At 64.5% G+C, this 17,927-nt stretch carries 13 protein-coding genes and 2 pseudogenes; 8 read left to right on the top strand and 7 right to left on the bottom strand.

All coding sequences use genetic code 11. The features are described 5' to 3' along the window. Window positions 1-25 precede the first annotated feature (25 nt). Window positions 26-514 carry a universal stress protein gene (locus DK926_RS18730; RefSeq protein WP_243636895.1) on the bottom strand — a complete coding sequence of 163 codons (489 nt, stop codon included), beginning with the start codon at window positions 512-514 and terminating at the stop codon, window positions 26-28. 102 nt (window positions 515-616) lie between these two features. Here DK926_RS18730 and DK926_RS18725 point away from each other — a divergent pair, with 102 nt between their 5' ends. Both DK926_RS18725 and DK926_RS18720 read left to right on the top strand, forming a co-directional pair. Continuing rightward, window positions 617-1,066, top strand: coding sequence for a cupin domain-containing protein (locus DK926_RS18725; RefSeq protein ID WP_114331653.1), 450 nt, complete (start codon window positions 617-619; stop codon window positions 1,064-1,066). A 102-nt stretch (window positions 1,067-1,168) separates the two neighbouring features. After that, a complete protein-coding gene (locus DK926_RS18720; RefSeq protein WP_114331751.1) occupies window positions 1,169-1,879 on the top strand; it encodes a GAF and ANTAR domain-containing protein in 711 nt (236 codons plus the stop codon). A 6-nt stretch (window positions 1,880-1,885) separates the two neighbouring features. Here DK926_RS18720 and DK926_RS18715 read toward each other — a convergent pair whose 3' ends face one another. Together DK926_RS18715 and DK926_RS18710 are read right to left on the bottom strand one after the other, a co-directional pair. Then, window positions 1,886-3,367 carry an MFS transporter gene (locus DK926_RS18715; RefSeq protein ID WP_114331652.1) on the bottom strand — a complete coding sequence of 494 codons (1,482 nt, stop codon included), beginning with the start codon at window positions 3,365-3,367 and terminating at the stop codon, window positions 1,886-1,888. After that, complete coding sequence (locus DK926_RS18710) at window positions 3,364-3,960, bottom strand: PadR family transcriptional regulator (protein ID WP_243636894.1); 597 nt, start codon at window positions 3,958-3,960, stop codon at window positions 3,364-3,366. Before DK926_RS18710 ends, DK926_RS18715 begins: the two co-directional genes overlap by 4 nt. Window positions 3,961-4,208: 248 nt before the next feature. Here DK926_RS18710 and DK926_RS18705 point away from each other — a divergent pair, with 248 nt between their 5' ends. After that, entirely contained in the window at window positions 4,209-8,351 is a 4,143-nt protein-coding gene (locus DK926_RS18705; protein WP_114331750.1) for a bifunctional nitrate reductase/sulfite reductase flavoprotein subunit alpha, read from the top strand. Window positions 8,352-8,597: 246 nt separating this feature from the next. Continuing rightward, window positions 8,598-9,509 (top strand): TIGR03619 family F420-dependent LLM class oxidoreductase, encoded by a 912-nt coding sequence (locus DK926_RS18700; protein WP_114331651.1) that lies wholly within the window; start codon window positions 8,598-8,600, stop codon window positions 9,507-9,509. A 97-nt stretch (window positions 9,510-9,606) separates the two neighbouring features. Here DK926_RS18700 and DK926_RS18695 read toward each other — a convergent pair whose 3' ends face one another. Next, a complete protein-coding gene (locus DK926_RS18695; RefSeq protein ID WP_243636893.1) occupies window positions 9,607-11,325 on the bottom strand; it encodes a DUF222 domain-containing protein in 1,719 nt (572 codons plus the stop codon). A gap of 251 nt (window positions 11,326-11,576) precedes the next feature. Between DK926_RS18695 and DK926_RS18690 the strand changes: the two genes are divergently transcribed. Next, window positions 11,577-12,245: an XRE family transcriptional regulator gene (locus DK926_RS18690; protein WP_114331749.1), complete on the top strand. Its 669-nt coding sequence runs from the start codon at window positions 11,577-11,579 to the stop codon at window positions 12,243-12,245. A gap of 125 nt (window positions 12,246-12,370) precedes the next feature. Here the strand turns inward: DK926_RS18690 and DK926_RS18685 are convergent, their stop codons facing one another. Continuing rightward, window positions 12,371-13,726, bottom strand: coding sequence for an ammonium transporter (locus DK926_RS18685; protein WP_114331649.1), 1,356 nt, complete (start codon window positions 13,724-13,726; stop codon window positions 12,371-12,373). Window positions 13,727-13,915: 189 nt separating this feature from the next. Between DK926_RS18685 and DK926_RS18680 the strand changes: the two genes are divergently transcribed. Then, on the top strand, window positions 13,916-14,479 hold the full coding sequence (locus DK926_RS18680; RefSeq protein ID WP_165839605.1) for a HutD family protein: 564 nt from the start codon (window positions 13,916-13,918) through the stop codon (window positions 14,477-14,479). Here the strand turns inward: DK926_RS18680 and DK926_RS27085 are convergent. Further along, window positions 14,439-14,570 (bottom strand): annotated as a pseudogene (locus DK926_RS27085) (DUF3445 domain-containing protein); the annotation flags it as partial. The gene DK926_RS18680 and the pseudogene DK926_RS27085 overlap by 41 nt on opposite strands. A gap of 95 nt (window positions 14,571-14,665) precedes the next feature. Next, window positions 14,666-14,806, bottom strand: a pseudogene (locus tag DK926_RS27080) (2Fe-2S iron-sulfur cluster binding domain-containing protein); the annotation flags it as partial. A gap of 536 nt (window positions 14,807-15,342) precedes the next feature. Between DK926_RS27080 and DK926_RS18665 the strand changes: the two are divergent. Further along, complete coding sequence (locus DK926_RS18665) at window positions 15,343-16,530, top strand: FAD-dependent oxidoreductase (protein ID WP_114331647.1); 1,188 nt, start codon at window positions 15,343-15,345, stop codon at window positions 16,528-16,530. Window positions 16,531-16,565: 35 nt separating this feature from the next. After that, on the top strand, window positions 16,566-17,915 hold the full coding sequence (gene glnT / locus DK926_RS18660) for a type III glutamate--ammonia ligase (RefSeq protein WP_114331646.1): 1,350 nt from the start codon (window positions 16,566-16,568) through the stop codon (window positions 17,913-17,915). Window positions 17,916-17,927 lie beyond the last annotated feature (12 nt).

Here is a 17,927-nt window from a genome sequence, read left to right as displayed (position 1 = left end):
CCACATTTTCCTCGCCCGACGTCGGTCAGGGAACCACCGTCACCGGCCAGCGTCCGGCTTTGACCAGGCGCACCGCGACGGACCCGAACATCCTGTGCCCCGCCCGCTCGGACGCGCCGACGACGATGGCGTCGGCGCGCAGTTCGTCCGCGACGGCGACGAGCCCGTTGAACGGATCTCCCTGTGCCGTACGGAATTCCCACCGGATCGAGTCGACGTGCTGGGCTTCCTTCTCGATGTAGGCCAGCAGCTCGGCGGCGATCTGCTCTCCGGTCTCGACGAGTGAGATCCCAGCCTGACCCCACGCCGCGGTCGCGATCGGTTGCACGTAGACGAGCACGAGCAGCGAACCCTGGCGCCTGGCGAGCCCGGCCGCGTAGGCAGCAGCCCGCCAGGCCGAGTCGGAGCCATCGATGCCGGCGAGAATGACCTTCGGCCCGTCGACGCCGTACTCGAACACGTGCTTGTCGAAACCCTGTGCATCGAAGCCCTGCGCTTCCGGAGTCTCTCCCACGACTGCAGGGTACTGATCGAGGACCGGTGATCGCCGTTACCCACCCGCACGAGAGGACACGGCCCTACTCTGAATGGGCTGAACCCCGGAGGAGAGTGGGCCATGCCGAAGTACTTCCGCCCGGTCGTCGTCGTGTCCTGCCTGGCAGCGGCCACTTTCTCCCCCGCCGTCGCGGGCGCCACGCCGCCGTCGGGCGTGACCGCCGACACTCTCGCCCACGTCTCGTTCCCGCTCCTGCCCGGCAGCGCGGAGATCGCAGGCACCGACGTCACGGTCAGGAAGATCACCATCGCTCCCGGCGGCACCACCGGGTGGCATTTCCACGACGGCCCGGTCTACGCATACGTCGAAACCGGGGTCCTGACGCGCACCCTGCACGACTGTTCGCGCGTGACCACACCAGCCGGACAGACCATCGCCGAGGAGGTGGGCGGCGATCACGTGCACGAGGGCACCAATCTGGGCGACGAGCCGGTCGTTCTCTATGCCGCGTATATCGAACCGCCGGGTAAGCCGTTTGCGGAGGATGCACCTGCGCCGGCATGTGCCTGACCAGGCCAGGATTTCAGCCGTCCGGCTACCGTTGGGTATCGTTGCCGCGAGGTATGACCCCGCGACGCGCGTGGTCGACCTGGAGTGTTCAGGGAGGACACGATGTCGAACGAGAGTTCCCCTGCGGATCCTCGTACGGTGTTCAGCGCTTTGGCCGACATCGTCTATCGCGGGACGAACGCCGACGAAATCTATACGGCTATTTGCGTTGCAGCCACGCTGCTCGTTCCCGGGTGCGACCACGCGAGCCTGATGCTCGTTCGACGCGGTACGCCGGTGACGGTCGCCGCGTCCGACCAGATTGCACGCACCGTCGACGACATCGAGCGGGCGACCGGCGAAGGCCCGTGCCTCGACGCGCTCTCCTCCGAAACCGCTCAGATCGAACCGGACTTCCTGACGCCGTCCGCCTGGCCCGCGCTGGGCCGTGGCGTCGTCACTCGCACACCGGTTCGCGGCGCGATGGGCTTCCGGTTGATGCTGGACAACAAGAAGGTCGGGGCGCTGAATCTGTTCTCCGACACACCGAATCGGTTCGACAGCGCCGTGGCCGACGACGCCATCGTCCTGACGGCGTTCGCGGCCGTCACCGTCTCCGCCATCATGAACGGCGAAGAAGCGGACACCCTCCGTGTCGGTCTCGAGAGCAACCGCGAAATCGGCAAGGCGATCGGTCTGCTGATGGCGTCGCACAACGTGACCGACGACCAGGCGTTCGAGATGCTACGTAAGACGTCGCAGGACATGAACGTCAAGATCGCGGCGCTCGCCCAATCCGTGGTGGCGGCTCACACGCGCGATCTCGACGCCTGACAGCTTCTATCCGCGTGCAGGAGCCCGTTGCGAATCGACACGCTTGGGCAGCGCGAAGACCAGGAGCAGTGCGAGCACTCCGAACGCCGCGCTGACGCCCATCGCCACCGCCGCGGCGTGCATGAAGCCGCTGGCGACGGTGTCGGGTCCGGTGATGTGCAACGACCCGAACAGAACGCTGCCGATCACCGCGATACCCGCGGCACTGCCGACCCGCTGCATCGTCTGGATGACGCCGCTTCCCGCGCCCGCATCCTGCGGATCGACCGTCGCGACGATGAACTGCGCGTTGGGCGCGATGAAGGCTCCGTTGCCCAGCCCACCGATCAGCAACGGCGGCAACAGCATCCACCCGCTCAGATCCGCGGCGTCCACGGTGGCGAGCAGGATCCACAGCCAGATCAAGGCGACCGCGACGAACGACGTCCCGAGCAGCAGCACCCCGCGCCCGAGACGCTGCGTGAGCTTGTTGCTCTGCGAGGACGCGATGATGCTGCCGATCGCGAACGGGACCGTCACGATGCCCGATGCCAGGGCGGAGTTGCCGAGTCCGGTCTGCCACAGCAGCGACAGCGTGAAGAAGATGCTGGTGAATGCGGCGAAGTAGACGAGTGCCAGGATCGTGCCACCGGTGAAGGCGGGGTGCGTGAACAGCTTCGGCGGAACCAGCGGGTTCAGACCACGCTTGGTATAGGACACTTCCCACGCGCCGAACACCGCGATGAGCACTACGCCCCCGACCAGCGAGACGTACGTCCAGGTCGGCCACCCCTGATCCTGTCCCTCGATCAGCGGGACGAGCAGTGCGACGAGACCTGCGGTGATGAGCGCCAGACCGACCCAGTCGATGCCGGACTGCCGCGGCTGACCCGAGTCCACACGCTGGGGAAGCAGAAGGGCCGCAGCGATCAGCGCGACGACTCCGATCGGAAGGTTGACGAAGAACACGCCGCGCCAGCCGTCGGCCTCGCCGAACGCCTCGATGATGAGACCACCCACGATGGGGCCGAGTGCGGTTGATACACCGATGACCGCGCCCATGATCGCGAACGCCTTGCCGCGCACCGGCCCCGGGAACAGGAGCTGGATGAACGCCGTGACCGCGGGCACGAAGATGCCGCCTGCGAGTCCCTGGACGACGCGAGCGAGCACCAACTGGATGTCGTTCTGCGCGAGACCGCACGCGAGGCTTGCAAGGGTGAACAGTGCGAGCCCCGTGAAGAACACCCACTTGTGGCCGATTCGGTCACCGACCTTGCCCGCCGGAATCAGCGCCAATCCGAACGCGAGCGCGTAGCCAGAGATGATCCACGACAACGTCGCTTCCGACGCGTCGAGGCTGGTTTCGATCGTCGGCAGGGCAACGTTGACGATCGTCGTGTCGAGCAGCGCCATGAACATTCCGAGCAGCAGGACTATGAGCGCCTGCCATGCCCGGCGTGGGACTTCCACCGAAGGCGCCGAAGCGCGAGAGTTGGTTTCGGTCATGTCGTACAACCGTCCTTGGTGTTCGGTAGGGGTAAAATTTCTCGGGTTCGTTCGTCGGCGACGATGTCGGGAAGCGCCGCGACGAGGTTCTCGTGCCAGTCGATCTCGGCACGTAAGCGTGCTTCGCGGTGGGCGAGGGCGAATTTCTCCGCGACGGACAGATACGGCTGCGCTCCCGCGTTCGCGGTTTCGGCGTCGACCAGATGTTGCTTCAGCAGCGCCACCCGCGCGGCGATCACGTCGGGTAGAACGTCGAGACGAGCGGGATCCAGCCTGGTCAGCCCCAGATCGAATGGATCGGGACGAAGCGCGAAGTGACTCAGGGCGTCGCTGCGCAACTGCTCGAGTGCGGAGCGCCCGGTGCCGGTGATTCCGTAGACGACTCGGGCCGGGAAGTTTCCCGCCTGCTCGGTTCGGATATCCGCGATGAGCCCTTCGGCGTGCAGTCGCTTGAGCGCGCCGTAGAGGCCACCCACGGAAATGTCGGTCCAGAGGTGTACGTGCTCTTCCTCGGCGAGCAACCTCAGCTGGTGCCCATGCATCTCGCCACGCTGCGCGAGCGAGCCGAGTATGAACAGCCGAATGGAAGACACCCGACTACTCTCGCACGAGTACTCTCACCACGTCAAACCGCTACACGCCCCTGACCAGCCATTTTGTCCGATTCGTCCCATCCTTCGGGGTGAGTCCAGCCGCGCGTCCAAGACGACGAATCGGCCGGAAGCGCGAATATCACCGGCGCCGGCCACCGACGGTGAGGACAACGTCACGCGCGGCTAACGGTCGTGTCATGGATGCGAATCGTCCGATTTGCATCGTGGAGGGCGTGACGGAGACAGACGTGGCAACCGGAGTGGTCGAGCCCGGCGTGGACACGGTGAAGACGGTGTGCGCGTATTGCGGCGTGGGATGCGGAATCACGCTGCAGATCGGTCGACCCTCCGATTCCGAGCTCCGCGTGATCGACAAGTCGGTCGGCGATACGTCACATCCCGCGAACTTCGGACGCCTGTGCACCAAGGGCTCGACCACCGCGGACATGCTGGCAGCCCCGGGACGCCTTACCACAGCGCGCGTGCGACTCGACCGCGGCGACGACCCCATCGACGCCGACGTCGTCGACACCATCAAGACGACGGCACAGAAGCTGCGTGCGCTGATCGACGAGCACGGACCCGACTCGTTCGCGATGTACGTGTCCGGACAGATGTCCATCGAGGCTCAGTATCTGACGAACAAGCTGACCAAGGGCTTCATCGGCACCAACCAGATCGAGTCCAATTCGCGGCTCTGCATGGCCAGTGCAGGGACCGGCTACAAGCAGTCGCTGGGGTCCGACGGGCCGCCCGGGTCGTACGAGGATTTCGACCACGCGGACGTCTTCTTCGTCTCGGGTGCGAACATGGCCGACTGCCATCCCATCCTGTTCCTGCGCATGATGGATCGCGTCAAGCAAGGCGCCAAACTGATCGTCGTCGACCCGCGTCGAAACGCGACCGCCGACAAAGCTCACCTGCATCTGCCGATCGCGCCTGGCACCGATCTCGACCTGCTCAACGGTCTGCTGCACCTCCTCGTCGCCGGAGGACACACCGATCCGGAATTCATCGCGGAGTTCACCGACGGCTGGGACGGCATGGAGGATTTCCTCGCCGACTACACGCCGGCTGCGGTCAGTGCCAGGACAGGAATCGCCGAAGACGATCTGCGGATCGCCGCACGATGGATCGGCGAGGCCGACAACTGGATGAGCTGCTGGACGATGGGCCTGAACCAGTCCACCCACGGCACGTGGAACACGAACGCACTGATCAACCTGCATCTTGCGACCGGCGCGATCTGCCGGACGGGCAGCGGACCGTTCTCGCTCACCGGCCAGCCGAACGCCATGGGTGGCCGCGAGATGGGCTACATGGGCCCCGGACTTCCGGGCCAGCGCAGCGTCCTCGTCGACGACGACCGCGCCTTCACCGAGGCACAGTGGAACCTCCCGCCGGGCACGCTGCGCACCGACGTCGGTGGCGGCACCGTCGACATGTTCGCCAAGATGGCCGGCGGCGACATCAAGGCATGCTGGATCATCTGCACCAATCCCGTTGCGTCCGTGGCGAATCGCAAAACCGTCATCGCCGGCCTCGAACGTGCGGAACTCGTCGTGACGCAGGATGCATTCGACGACACCGAAACCGGCGGATACGCCGACGTGGTCCTGCCTGCAGCGTTGTGGACCGAGTCCGACGGCGTGATGATCAACTCCGAACGGAACATGACGCTCTTCCGCAAAGCAACGGATGCGCCGGGACAGGCGATGCCCGACTGGAAGATCATCGCGATGATGGCGTCGGAACTCGGATACGCCGACGCGTTCGACTACGCGAGCGCCGAGGACGTCTTCGAAGAAATCAAACGCTTCTCGAATCCCAAGACCGGGTACGACCTTCGGGGCGTGACCTACGAACGTCTCGCGCGGACGCCGCTGCAGTGGCCGTGCCCGCCCGACGACGACCGCGACCGCCACCCCATCCGCTATCTGAACGATGGCGTCAGCCAGACGCTGCGGACCCTCGACGACGGCAGCGTGCCCCGCTTGTCCTTCCCGACGCCGACCGGGCGCGCACAGTTCTTCGCGCGACCGTCGATGACACCCGCCGAGATGCCCGACGACGACTACCCGTTCCTGCTCAATACCGGTCGGCTTCAACATCAATGGCACACGATGACGAAGACGGGCAAGGTCGCGAAGCTCACCAAGCTGAATCCCAAGCCGTTCGTCGAGATTCATCCGCTAGACGCGGAACGCATCGGGTGCGTGACGGGCGACCGCATCGAGGTGGCGTCACGTCGTGGTCGGGCCGTGCTGCCTGCGAGCGTCAGCGACCGGGTCCGCCCGGGCGACTGTTTCGCACCGTTCCATTGGAACGACTCGTTCGGCGAGTACCTGGCGATCAACGCCGTCACCAACGACGCCGTCGACCCGTACTCGCAGCAGCCTGAATTCAAGGTGTGCGCGGTGACACTGACGAAAGTTGCTGTACGCCAGGGGTCGAACGCAATGCCCACCGAGAACACAGGGGGAACGATGTCTCCGATCGATGCCCTCGCACAGCTTGTCGGCGACCATTCGGGGCCGGCCCTGCCGTTGCCCCTGATCGAACAACGGTATGTCGCAGGGTTGTTGGCGGGCTTACGCTCCGACGGGTCGGCGGCCGGAGTCCCGACGTTGCCGACGGCTTCTCCCCTGTCGCCGGAGACGCACGCGTGGTTGAGCGGGCTGCTGGCCGGCGTCTACTCTCGGGCCGACGTTTCCTCCCCCGGCCCTGCTGTTGCCGAGACCACCGAGACCGCCGAATTCACCGAGATTGTTCCGGTTCTGGTGCTGTGGGCGTCGCAGACCGGGAATGCCGAAGAGTTCGCATCGTCCTGCGCAGCTACGCTCGAATCCGCCGGGTTCACCGTGAAAAGCTGTGTCATGGAGGATTTTCCAGCGTCCGACCTGAAAGAGTACCGCGACGTTCTGCTCGTCAGCAGCACCACCGGCGACGGCGACGCACCGGACAACGGCGCTGCGTTCCTGGACGGGTTGGCCGGTGACGAGGCGCCCGACCTGTCGGGAATTCGGTTCGCCGTCCTCGGGTTCGGCGACTCGAACTACGACGACTTCTGCGGCAACGCCCGGCGACTCGAAAGCCGGTTCGTCGACCTCGGAGCGGAGCGCCTGGTCGGCCGGGTGGATTGCGAGCCGGACTACGACGAGGCGGCCTCGGTCTGGCTGGACCGCGTCCTCGCGAAGCTGGGCTCGTCCGATGCTCGGGCCGGCGCCGATTCCGCCGTGGTCGCCGCGCCGAGCGTCCCTAAAGGCGTTGCTACGTACGGAAAGAAGTCACCGCTACCGACCGCACTGGTCCGCAACACACGGATAAGCGCCCCAGGTTCCGCGAAAGATGTGCGCCAGTTCGGATTTCACCTTCCCGAGGGCACGTTGAGCTACGAGGCGGGTGATGCGCTCGGCGTGTGGCCCCGCAACAGCGACGCCCTGGTGAACGAGTGGCTGGATCTGACGAAACTGGACGGTGAGACCGTCGTCGACCTGGCCGGACACGACTCGATGCCGCTGCGGACCGCGCTGCGTCACCGCCTCGAGATCGCGAAAGCTACTCCCGCCCTGCTGAAGTTCGTGCATTCTCGAACCAGGGACGCCGACCTGGAACGGTTGCTGTTGCCCGAGAACAAGAGTGCGCTGTCCGATTGGACCTGGGGTCGTCAGTCGGTGGATGTACTCACCCACCTGCCCGTCCGAGCAGGTATCGACGAGTGGTTGGAGGTGCTGAGTCCGCTTCAGCCGCGGTTGTATTCGATCTCGTCGAGCCCGAAGGTCGATCCCGACGAGGTGCAGCTGACGGTGTCGACGGTCCGCTACAACGTGCATGGCGTGCCGCGGCGCGGAGTCTGCTCGACGTACCTCGCCGACCACGCCGAGGACGAGGACGTGGGCATCTTCGTACAGAAGTCGACGCACTTCAAACCGCCGGAGGACCCGACGGCACCCATGATCATGATCGGCCCCGGCACGGGCGTCGCGCCGTTCCGTGCGTTTCTCCACGAGCGTCGCGCTCTCGGACACACCGGCCCGAACTGGTTGTTCTTCGGTGAGCAGCACGCCGCGACCGATTTCTACTACCGCGACGAACTGACGGCCATGGTCGACGACGGCTTTCTCACCCGCCTCGATCTGGCATTCTCCCGCGATCAGAGGTCCAAGATCTACGTGCAGGACCGCATGGCCGAGCACGGCGCCGAGTTGTGGCGCTGGATGCAGCAGGGCGCGAACTTCTACGTGTGCGGCGACGCGTCGAGAATGGCCAAGGACGTCGACGGCGCGTTGAAAGGCATCGTCGCGCAGCACGGGAGATTGGCCCCGGCCAGTGCGGATGCCTACGTGAAGGCGCTGTCGGCGGAGAAACGCTACGTGCGCGACGTCTACTGAGTCGGGGACGAAACCTGTCGACGAGCGCGGAGTCGGGGGATCCGAAGGAGTGGGGTGCGGCCTCCCCCGCGTCGGTCATCGCGTACTCCAATCTGTACCGGCGCAACCAGAAGGCGCCTGGCCGAACAGTGGACATCGTCCCCACCGACGTGAATTTCGGACCTTCTTAAGCCGACTCCAACCGGACGGCAAGTACTAGCCGGCACCGTCTTTCGTGACACGACGTACGCGAGAGAAAGGTCCACCATGGACATCGGTATCTGTCTACCCCAGCTCGGATCGCAGAGCGACGGCGCCCGCGTCGCCGAATTCGCGTCCACCGCTGAACGACTCGGGTACCGGTCACTGTGGGTCGGCGACCGAGTCCTGACGCCGTTGCAACCCACGGACCTCTATCCGCTCGGCGGCACCCCGGAACATCCGTATCCGCCGGAATTCACCGCTGCTTTGGACCCGCTGATCACGTTGACGGCTGCTGCTGTCGCGACGAGCACCGTCCGATTGGGTACGAGCACCGTGAACGCGATCTGGCACACCCCTCTTTTGCTGGCGCGCGCAGTGACGAGCCTGGATCTGATCTCGAACGGCCGCCTGGTCCTCGGACTCGGTCTGGGGTGGATGCGCGACGAGTACCACGCCGTCGGTGTTTCGTGGACCGGCAAATCCGAGCGATTCGACGAGACACTCGACGTGCTTCGTACGTTGTGGACGGAAAATCCCGTCGAGCACCACGGTCCGTTGTTCGACATTCCGTTGTCCGCCGTAGACCTTCGGCCCGCGCAGGTCGGTGGCCCACCTGTTCTGCTGGCTGGATTCTCGGAGGCGTCGATGCGTCGCATCGGTCGGCGCGCACAGGGATGGGTGAACTCGTCGGACATGCCCGCGGAGTACGCCGCGTACCTGTGGTCGATCGCGCGGTCGGCTGCCGTCGACGCCGGACGCGACCCCGATGCGCTGCATCGCGAGACCCGCATCAACATCGCCGAGGGGCAGAGCATCGACAGCGTCGCCTCGACCGTCGAAGCATTGGCCGCGGACGGCGTTGACGGTGCGTTCGTCGACCTCCACTATTCGACGCGCTCCGTCGACGAGGCAACCGACATTGCTGCGCGCATCGCCGATCGCCTCGGGCTCGAGACGGCGGCTGTGGCTGTCTGACGTCGCAGTTGTGCGACGGCATGACTGACGGCATGACTGTAGGCGGCACTAGTTGTCTTGTGCCGCTTACGGTCTCGCTCTCGTACTACTCGATTTCTCAGGGTTCTGGATCCTCCGACTCGGTGTACAGATACTCCAGCGGATGGTGGTAATGATTCACCAGACCGCGGCGATCCGGGTCGACCGATGCCGGTGGGTGCCACTGAGTTCGACCCGGCTGCGGATGATCGGGGCCTGTCGTCGTGGTCGCCCAGTCGTTCGGACCGTCACCGACGAGCGGATGGTGCAGATCGCAGCCGAAGGTCAGCGAGTCGATGTCGGTCTCACCTCCTGTCGCCCACTCGTTCAGGTGGTGCACTTGACACCAGGTCGCAGGACGGGTGCACATCGGGAATGTGCATCCCCGATCGCGGGCCATCAGTACGATCCGTTGATCCGCCGACGCCAGACGCTTCGATCGCCCCAGATACAAGGCCCGTCCATCGTTGTCGAAAATCGCCAGGTAGTGGTGGGCGTGTGAGGCCATACGAATGGCGTCGCGCATCGTCACCAGCGAACCCGTGCCCGTGACCGCATGCCCCGACGCGGTTTCCAAGTCCTTCGCCGTCATCGTGATAACCGCCGTCACAGGCAACCCGCGATGCCGGCCGAGGTTTCCCGACGCCAACATCTGGCGCAGTACCGCCTTCACCGCATCGTGGTTGCGCTGTCCCTGGTTGCGCGTATCCCGCCCGGCCCGACGCTTCTCATCCTCGGAATTCACAGAATCACGGGCAGTGCCAGAATCACGGGCTGAATCAGCACCGTCTGCAGAACCGGGCTCGTCGGCAGGGCCAGAGTCGCCTGCGGGGTCGCAGTCAGAATCCGAACCTAGCCCGCCTGCGAGGCCGGAATCGTCTACAGAAGATGCACTGCCGCCAGAAGAATCACTGCCGGCAGAAACGTCACTGTCGGAAAGAGATTCACTGCCGGAAGGAGAATCACTGCCGGCAGGGCCGGACTCGTCACTGGGGCTGTCCGGAGCCTCGCCACTGGGGCTGTCCGGAGCCTCGCCACTGGGGCTGCCCGGATCCTCGTCACGGTCGAACAGTGTCGGCTCCGAATCCGCCCCAGAGTCTGCCGCGGAGTCCGCCCCATCCCCGTCCCCGCCTGCGCCATCCTCGTCCAGCACAGGTGTCGGCTCATCCGGATTGCAGTTCCCCGCCTTCGCGTACTTGGCCAGAATCGCCTCCAGATAGGCACGGAACTCCGCATCGATGACGAAACTGCCCTTACTCAACCCATCCTTACCCTGCCGCCCCAACCGGAAAAAGCACTTCGCGACCACATCCTTCTCGTCCGTCAATTCCCCATCCGGATCCAACAACGCGTGCAAACGCGCCGCAGCAACGCGAAGCTGCTCCGGCGTCACCTGCTTCGCCAGATCCGACAACAGAATTTCCGACTGCACCTTCGAATCGTGATCGACCGCGGCGGGCAAATCCTTGAAGAACTCGTCGATCACCGTCACATGCGCAGCATCGATGTCCCCACCCCGATGCGCCTCGGCGGTCGAGGGATACTGCGGCTCCAACCGCTCACCCGTCAACGCACGACCATCAGCGATTTTCGCCGCAATCTTGATGCGCTTGCCCGCCACACTCGGATCGATGAGCAGCAGGCTGGCCAGTCGCGAGGGATTGGTCCGGTCAGGAAGTACCGCCAGACCGTCGCTCTCGATCAGTTCGGTCAGCCACGTATGCGAGGTGCCGTACATGGCCCGAGAAAGCTTCTCCATCCGCACCAGAAGGGAACGGCGGTCGGCGTCGACGAGCATGCTCGAGTCCACTGCCGCGATCGAATCCCACGCCCCCTCCATGGATTCGACCGCAGACAGGAGCGACGCGTCGGAAATCGGCAGCACACCCCGTGCGCTCGCAACCCCCACATCGTCGGCAAGACCGGCGACACTCTCCCCCGAAAGCATGCACCCACTCTAACCCGAAAACCACCATTTGTCGAACGCATGTTCGAATAAACATGAAACCCGGCGTCTACTTTCAGTGGACGCTGGGCTACGATCGAACGATGACCGCCACTGATTCGGCCGACACGCACCGAGACACGGGCGACCCAGCTCCCGTCGAACGCGAAGTCCCCGGAGACACCCCGACCGGGCCGGATCTCGAGAAGGTCATCGCGAAACAGGTTCGTGCACTGCGTCGTTCGACTGGCCTGTCGGTCGGCGACATGGCGGTGAAGGTCGGCATCTCCAAAGCGATGCTTTCGAAGATCGAGAATGCTCAGACGTCGTGCAGCTTGAACACGCTCGCGCGTCTGGCGTCAGGCTTGGACGTGCCCGTGACGTCGCTGTTCCGCGGCGCAGATTCAGCGCGCGAGGCGGTGTACACCGAGGCAGGACACGGTGCTGTCATCGTCGGGCGCGGCACAAGGGTAGGACATCACTACGAACTGCTCGGCGCGTTACGTGGTCAGCACAAGCGTCTCGAACCCGTGCTCGTCACGTTGACCGATTCCAGCGAGGTGTTTCCGCTCTTCCAACACGCGGGCACCGAGATCATCTACATGCTCGAAGGTGTCATGGTCTACGGGCACGGCGAGTCGGAATACACTCTGCGCCCGGGTGATTCGCTACTTCTCGACGGCGAGGGCCTTCACGGGCCGCACGATCTGGTGCGTCTGCCGATCAAATTTCTCGCCATCACGGCGTACCCGGATCATCACGAGGAAGACTGACGACGCACCGAAGGCCTCCCCCGCTCACTCAGAGTGACCGAATGTCACCCTCGCTCCCGGACATTCCGCCGACAGCACCAACGGCGGGACCCCCGAAGGAAGTCCCGCCGCAGGCGTGGTGACGGTCAGGACGCAGTTGCCTCGCGTGCTGACATGGTCGTGATGGATTCTGCTGCCTGTACCGCGTCCTCCGGCTTGACGACTCGGGTGATGGGACCGGGTGCGTCGAGGACGTAGGCGGTTTCTCCGTGCATCGACACGTCGAGGCCTTCCTGCTCGACGTCGGCTTCGACGCGAATGCCCATGGTCTTCTGCATGACCTTCGCGATGATCCAGGTGACGGCGAAGCTGTAGGCGAGGACCGCGACGGCAGCGACGACCTGACGCCACAGCAGGTCGACGCCTCCGCCGTAGAGCAGTCCGACCGCTCCGTTCGGTGCGCCTTCGGTTGCGAGGAAGCCGACGAGAACGGTTCCGAGAAGGCCACCGACGAGGTGGACGCCGACGACGTCGAGTGCGTCGTCGTATCCTAGGCGGTACTTGAGCGACACCGCCACGCAGCACACGGCACCTGCGAGGCCACCGACGATCAGGGCTCCGATGGGTGACACTGCACCACAGGCAGGAGTGATCGCGACGAGAGCGGAGATCAGCCCGGAGGACGCGCCGAGCGACGTCGCGTGACCCTCACGGATCCGTTCGATGACGAGCCACGCGACGATTCCGGCACACGCAGCGGCGACGGTGTTCAGCACGACGACTGCCGCGCTGTTGCCCGCGGCGAGTGCCGAGCCGCCGTTGAATCCGAACCATCCGAAGAACAGGATGCCGGAACCGAGCATCGTCAGCGGAAGGCTGTGCGGGCGAGGCGCATTGCCGAAGGCGGTCCGACGACCGAGCACGATCACGAGTGCGAGGGCCGCGATACCGGCGTTGATGTGCACTGCGGTACCACCGGCGAAGTCGACCGCGCCGAGCGTATTGGCGATCCATCCACCGACGACCGACCCGTCCTCCGAGTCGAACGCGAAGACCCAGTGCGCGACCGGGAAGTAGACCAACGTCGCCCACACTCCGGCGAATACCATCCATGCACCGAACTTCATACGATCGGCGACTGCTCCCGAGATCAGTGCAACGGTGATTCCCGCGAACAGCAGCTGGAAGCCCGACACCAGCGCGGGCGGCAGTCCCGGTTCGGCGGGCGCGTCGAGAAGTGCACTGGAGCCGAAGAATTCGAGCGGATTACCGAGAATTCCGGCACCACCGACCGAGTTCCCGAGCACCGTCGAGTAGCCGAAGATGATCCAGAGAATGCCGACGACGGCGAATGCGCCGAACGTCATCATGGCCATGTTGAGCGTGCTCCGAACACTGACCATGCCCCCATAGAACAGCGCCAGGCCGGGCACCATCAGCGAGACAGCCGCGAAGGCGGCGAGGATCCACGCCGTGTCCGCGGCGGCGATAGCTTCGTTCATGTGTGATCCACCTAGTTAGTGACCGAAGAATGTAGGAATGCCACCCCGGAGTAGAATTCGCGAGGGTAGCCGTGGTACACCATTAGTAAACCAAGTGTCCGGTTACCAGCGCTCGCTTCGTGGTGAACGATGTGTAAATTCCTGCCCCACTGGTCTTTCGAATGTTCAGCTGCCGCAAGGAGAGTCGCAATGCCACCACCAGTCACGCTGATTCGAGACGAAGACCGGACACGCGTCCCGTGGAAGAACGGCGCCGGAATCACCGCCGAACTAGCTGCCGACGACTCGTGGCGGGTCAGCGTCGCTGATCTCGGCGAGGCGCCGAGCCTGTTCTCGGCGTTCGCAGGTCGTGCCCGTATCTTCACCGTCGTCGGCGATCACGGCGTCACGTTCGATGTCGACGGCAGCCAGTCCCAGATCGCGCCGCTGACGCCGTACGCCTTCGACGGCGCACTGACCCCGACGTGCATTCCGGACGGTCCCACGAGCGCTCTCAACATCATGGTCGACGACGTGACCAGCACGGCAGCCGTGCAGGTCGTCGTCCTACAAGAAAGTTCCTTCACGACGGCTCCCGACTCGGTCACAGCCATCTACCTCCACAGCGGCCGGGCAAGATCAGGGCACACCGACATCTGCCCCGGCGACTGCCTGCTCGTCCGCGAGGACAGCATCGAGATCACCGGAACCGCAACTATTCTCGTCGCCGAGATCAGAAAGTCACCCCACCGTACTCACGCAACCACCGCATAGCCGGTTCACGGGTGCGGCTGACTTCCTTGTAGTCGGCCATGCCGAACGGCAGGTCTTCGAGCACGGTGTACACCCGCTCGGCCCATTCGGGATACATTTCCGTCGAGGTACTAGGTCGCCCGAGCCCCGCGAGACACACGGCATCATGGCGCTTCCGTCCGCTTCGTCCGCGTCGGACAGATACAGGTCCTGATGTTCGATCGCACCGCCGCGCACGGTCAGCTTGCATTCCCCGCACACTCCTTGCCTGCACAGGTTGGGAACGTCGATTCCTTTGTCCAGCAACGCTTCCAGCAGCGTCACTCCCGACGGAACCGGCACGATCATCCCGGATCGCCCCAACTTCGCCGCATACGGCTGTCCCGCGTCGAGCGGCCACGCACCGAACGCGTCGGAATGCACACGCTCTACGGGCCACCTGCAGCGTAAGCAAGTTCGGCGACCGCGTCGATCATCGGCAGTGGCCCACAGGAATACAGGTGTGAGCCCAACGCCCGATCCACCGTCGTCGACGGCGACATGCTTCGAGCAGTACCCGGGCACCGAAGGGTTCATCGACGACCGTCTACTCCAACCCTGACTGCTCGGAGATATTCGTTCGTAGCAGAGGTAGCGACCCACGACATCGATCAACTCGACAGTCTGCAGGCATCGAGGATCATGAAACATCGAGTACCGCCGAAACGAGTACTTCTATTTCACGACGTGAAAATCCGTCACTTTCCGCTGACCGGGCCGTAACGCGGATGTCATACTCGGGCTGTTTCATATTGAGCAACAGCGATTCATGAACGGAAACGCTACTGAACTTGCATCACCCAGAACTCGTACACACCACCTGCCAGGGAAAAGGATCTTTCACGTTGAGCGACACGACAAAGTTCTTGATCATCGGCGGTGGCCTCGAAGGATTGGCCATCGCATACTCACTGGCCGATCGCGGCGAAACCGATGTCCTCGTGCTCGAGCGCGACACGTTGTGCTCGGGAATGACGGGCAAGTCGAGCGGCGTCGTCCGTTGCCACTACGGCACGCCGTCGCTCGCTGCCATGTCGTGGTACGGCGTCGACATCTTCACTCGTGCAACCGAAATCTTCGGTGACGACATGGCGTTCCGTCAGTGCGGGTACGTCGTCGGCGTCGGTGAGAACAACGTCAAGCCACTCGAAGCCAACATCGCGATGATGCAGTCTCTCGGGATCGCGACCGAATTCATCTCGCACGACGAGATGGCCGAACTGTGGCCGGGTCTCCACCTCGACGACTTCGCGCTCTTCGCCTACGAACCGCTCGGTGGTCGCGGCGAGGCGTACATGGCGGGCATGGCGTTCGCCGCCACTGCGCGCAAGATGGGCGTCAAGATCCGTCAGAGCACCCCCGTAGTGAAGCTCCTCCAGAACGAATCCGGCGTGTACGGCGTGACGCTGAAGGACGGCTCGGAACTCCACGCCGATCACGTCATCCTCGCGACCGGACCGTGGGCACCTGCACTCGCCGCGGGAGTGGGCGTCGATCTCGATGTGAAAGCGCAACGCGCACAGCTGGTTCTGATCGACCAGGGTGTTCCCACTCCCGAGGTACCGGTGCTGTCCGACCTGGCAGGACTGCAGTACATCTGCCGGGAGCCCAACGGAGAGCTTCTGGTGGGCAACTCCGATCATCAGGCCCCGGAGTACATCGACCCCGACAAGTACGTCAATCGCGCCGACGACGCCGCGATCGAGAAGAACATCATGAAACTCGGTCACCGGCTGCCCGACATGCCGGACCCGCGCATCACCAGCTCGTACGTCGGCGCCTACGACGTCACCCCGGATTACAACCCGATCATCGGCCCCTCCCCCGTCGACGGCCTGTTCCTGGCCACCGGATTCTCCGGGCACGGCTTCAAGATATCGCCCGCTGTCGGAAAGCTCGTCGCCGATCTGCTCGTCGACGGCGAGACGTCCCTTCCCAATGTGAATCCCGCGGACTTCCGGTACTCGCGCTTCGCCGAGGGAGATCTGCTCTTCAGCCTCAACCCGTACGAGGGAGCAGGTGAAATGCGATGACCCTTACCGATACTCGACTCGAAAAGGACAACCCCATGGCTGTCGACACCGCCGAAGCCGCACCACTGACCGAGCAGAGGGAACCGACGCTGTCCGAGGTCGCACACGCCAGCGGCACGACGTTCATCCTCGCGTTGTTCGTCACGCTCTCCGGAAAGCCGTGCGCGAAACTCGTTCCCGTCCAGGCCGTCAAACAGCTCGAGGACGACGGCGTCGGGTTCGCCGGCTACGCAGCGGGTCATATGGGCCAGGAGCCCAGGGACTCCGACCTCGTCGCGATCGCCGATGTCAGCTCGTTCACGCCGATCCCGTTCATCAAGCCGGGTCTGGCCATCGTGCACTGCGATCCGCACGTCGACGGAAAGCCGTGGCCGTACGCACCGCGCGTCATCCTCAAAGAACAGCTGCGCAAGGCCGCCGAGCTGGGAATGACTGTCAACGTCGGCGCCGAGATCGAGTACTTTCTCGTCAACCGGATCGACGGCGAACTCGTCACCGCAGATCGCGGCGACACCAGCGCAAACCCGTGCTACGACGCCCGCGACGTCACCCGCATGTACGACCACCTCACCGAGGTCTCCGAGGCCATGAACACGCTCGGCTGGGGCAACTACGCGAACGACCACGAGGACGGTAACGGCCAGTTCGAGCAGAACTTCGACTACGCCGACGCGATGACCACCGCCGACCGCGTCATCACTCTGCGGTACCTGCTGTCGGTCATCGCCGAGAAGCGCGGCATGCAAGCAACGTTCATGCCCAAACCGTTCACGACGCGTACCGGCTCAGGGCTGCACATGCACCTGTCGCTGTGGAACGAGGCGGGCGCCGTCTTTCCCGACCCCGACGACGAGCAGGGCCTCGGGTTGTCCTCTACGGCCTACTCTTTCGTCGCCGGCATCCTGGAACACGCGTGCGCGCTACAAGGGCTGATCGCGCCGACCGTCAACTCGTACAAGCGAACCGGCGCGACGGCCACGTCGAGTGGTGCCACCTGGTCTCCCCGCTTCGCGACGTACGGCGGCAACGACCGCACCCACTACCTGCGGGTGCCGGACAAGAACCGCGTCGAGCTACGCGGTGGCGACGGTTCGGCCAACCCCTACCTCGCGGCGGCGGGTGCCATCGCAGCCGGCCTCGACGGAGTGCGTCGAAACCTGCACCCGGGCATGCCCGGCAGCGGTGATTCACCGAGCGACATGCTGCCGATGACGCTGCTGCACGCGATGGACGCGCTCGAAGCCGACGACGTACTGATCGCCGCCCTCGACGTCGCGGGCACAGGCGTCGCCGAGTACTTCGCCAAGACCAAGCGCGAAGAGTTCTTCGCCTGGCACAACACGGTCTCCGACTGGGAAATCGACCACTACCTCACCGCTTTCTGACACCGATTCGCC

Source organism: Rhodococcus sp. Eu-32, from assembly GCF_003336925.1.
Taxonomy (GTDB): domain Bacteria; phylum Actinomycetota; class Actinomycetes; order Mycobacteriales; family Mycobacteriaceae; genus Rhodococcoides; species Rhodococcoides kyotonensis_B.
Note: the sequence above shows the minus strand (reverse complement) of the source record. Positions and strands in the feature narration are given on the sequence as shown.

Coding starts and splice junctions, on each gene's coding strand:
- DK926_RS18725 (WP_114331653.1), top strand. CDS start 617: ATGCCGAAGTACTTCCGCCCGGTCGTCGTCGTGTCCTGCCTGGCAGCG.
- DK926_RS18720 (WP_114331751.1), top strand. CDS start 1,169: ATGTCGAACGAGAGTTCCCCTGCGGATCCTCGTACGGTGTTCAGCGCT.
- DK926_RS18695 (WP_243636893.1), bottom strand. CDS start 11,325: ATGCTCGTCGACGCCGACCGCCGTTCCCTTCTGGTGCGGATGGAGAAG.
- DK926_RS18680 (WP_165839605.1), top strand. CDS start 13,916: ATGCCACCACCAGTCACGCTGATTCGAGACGAAGACCGGACACGCGTC.
- DK926_RS18685 (WP_114331649.1), bottom strand. CDS start 13,726: ATGAACGAAGCTATCGCCGCCGCGGACACGGCGTGGATCCTCGCCGCC.
- DK926_RS18700 (WP_114331651.1), top strand. CDS start 8,598: ATGGACATCGGTATCTGTCTACCCCAGCTCGGATCGCAGAGCGACGGC.
- DK926_RS18715 (WP_114331652.1), bottom strand. CDS start 3,367: ATGACCGAAACCAACTCTCGCGCTTCGGCGCCTTCGGTGGAAGTCCCA.
- DK926_RS18690 (WP_114331749.1), top strand. CDS start 11,577: ATGACCGCCACTGATTCGGCCGACACGCACCGAGACACGGGCGACCCA.
- glnT (WP_114331646.1), top strand. CDS start 16,566: ATGGCTGTCGACACCGCCGAAGCCGCACCACTGACCGAGCAGAGGGAA.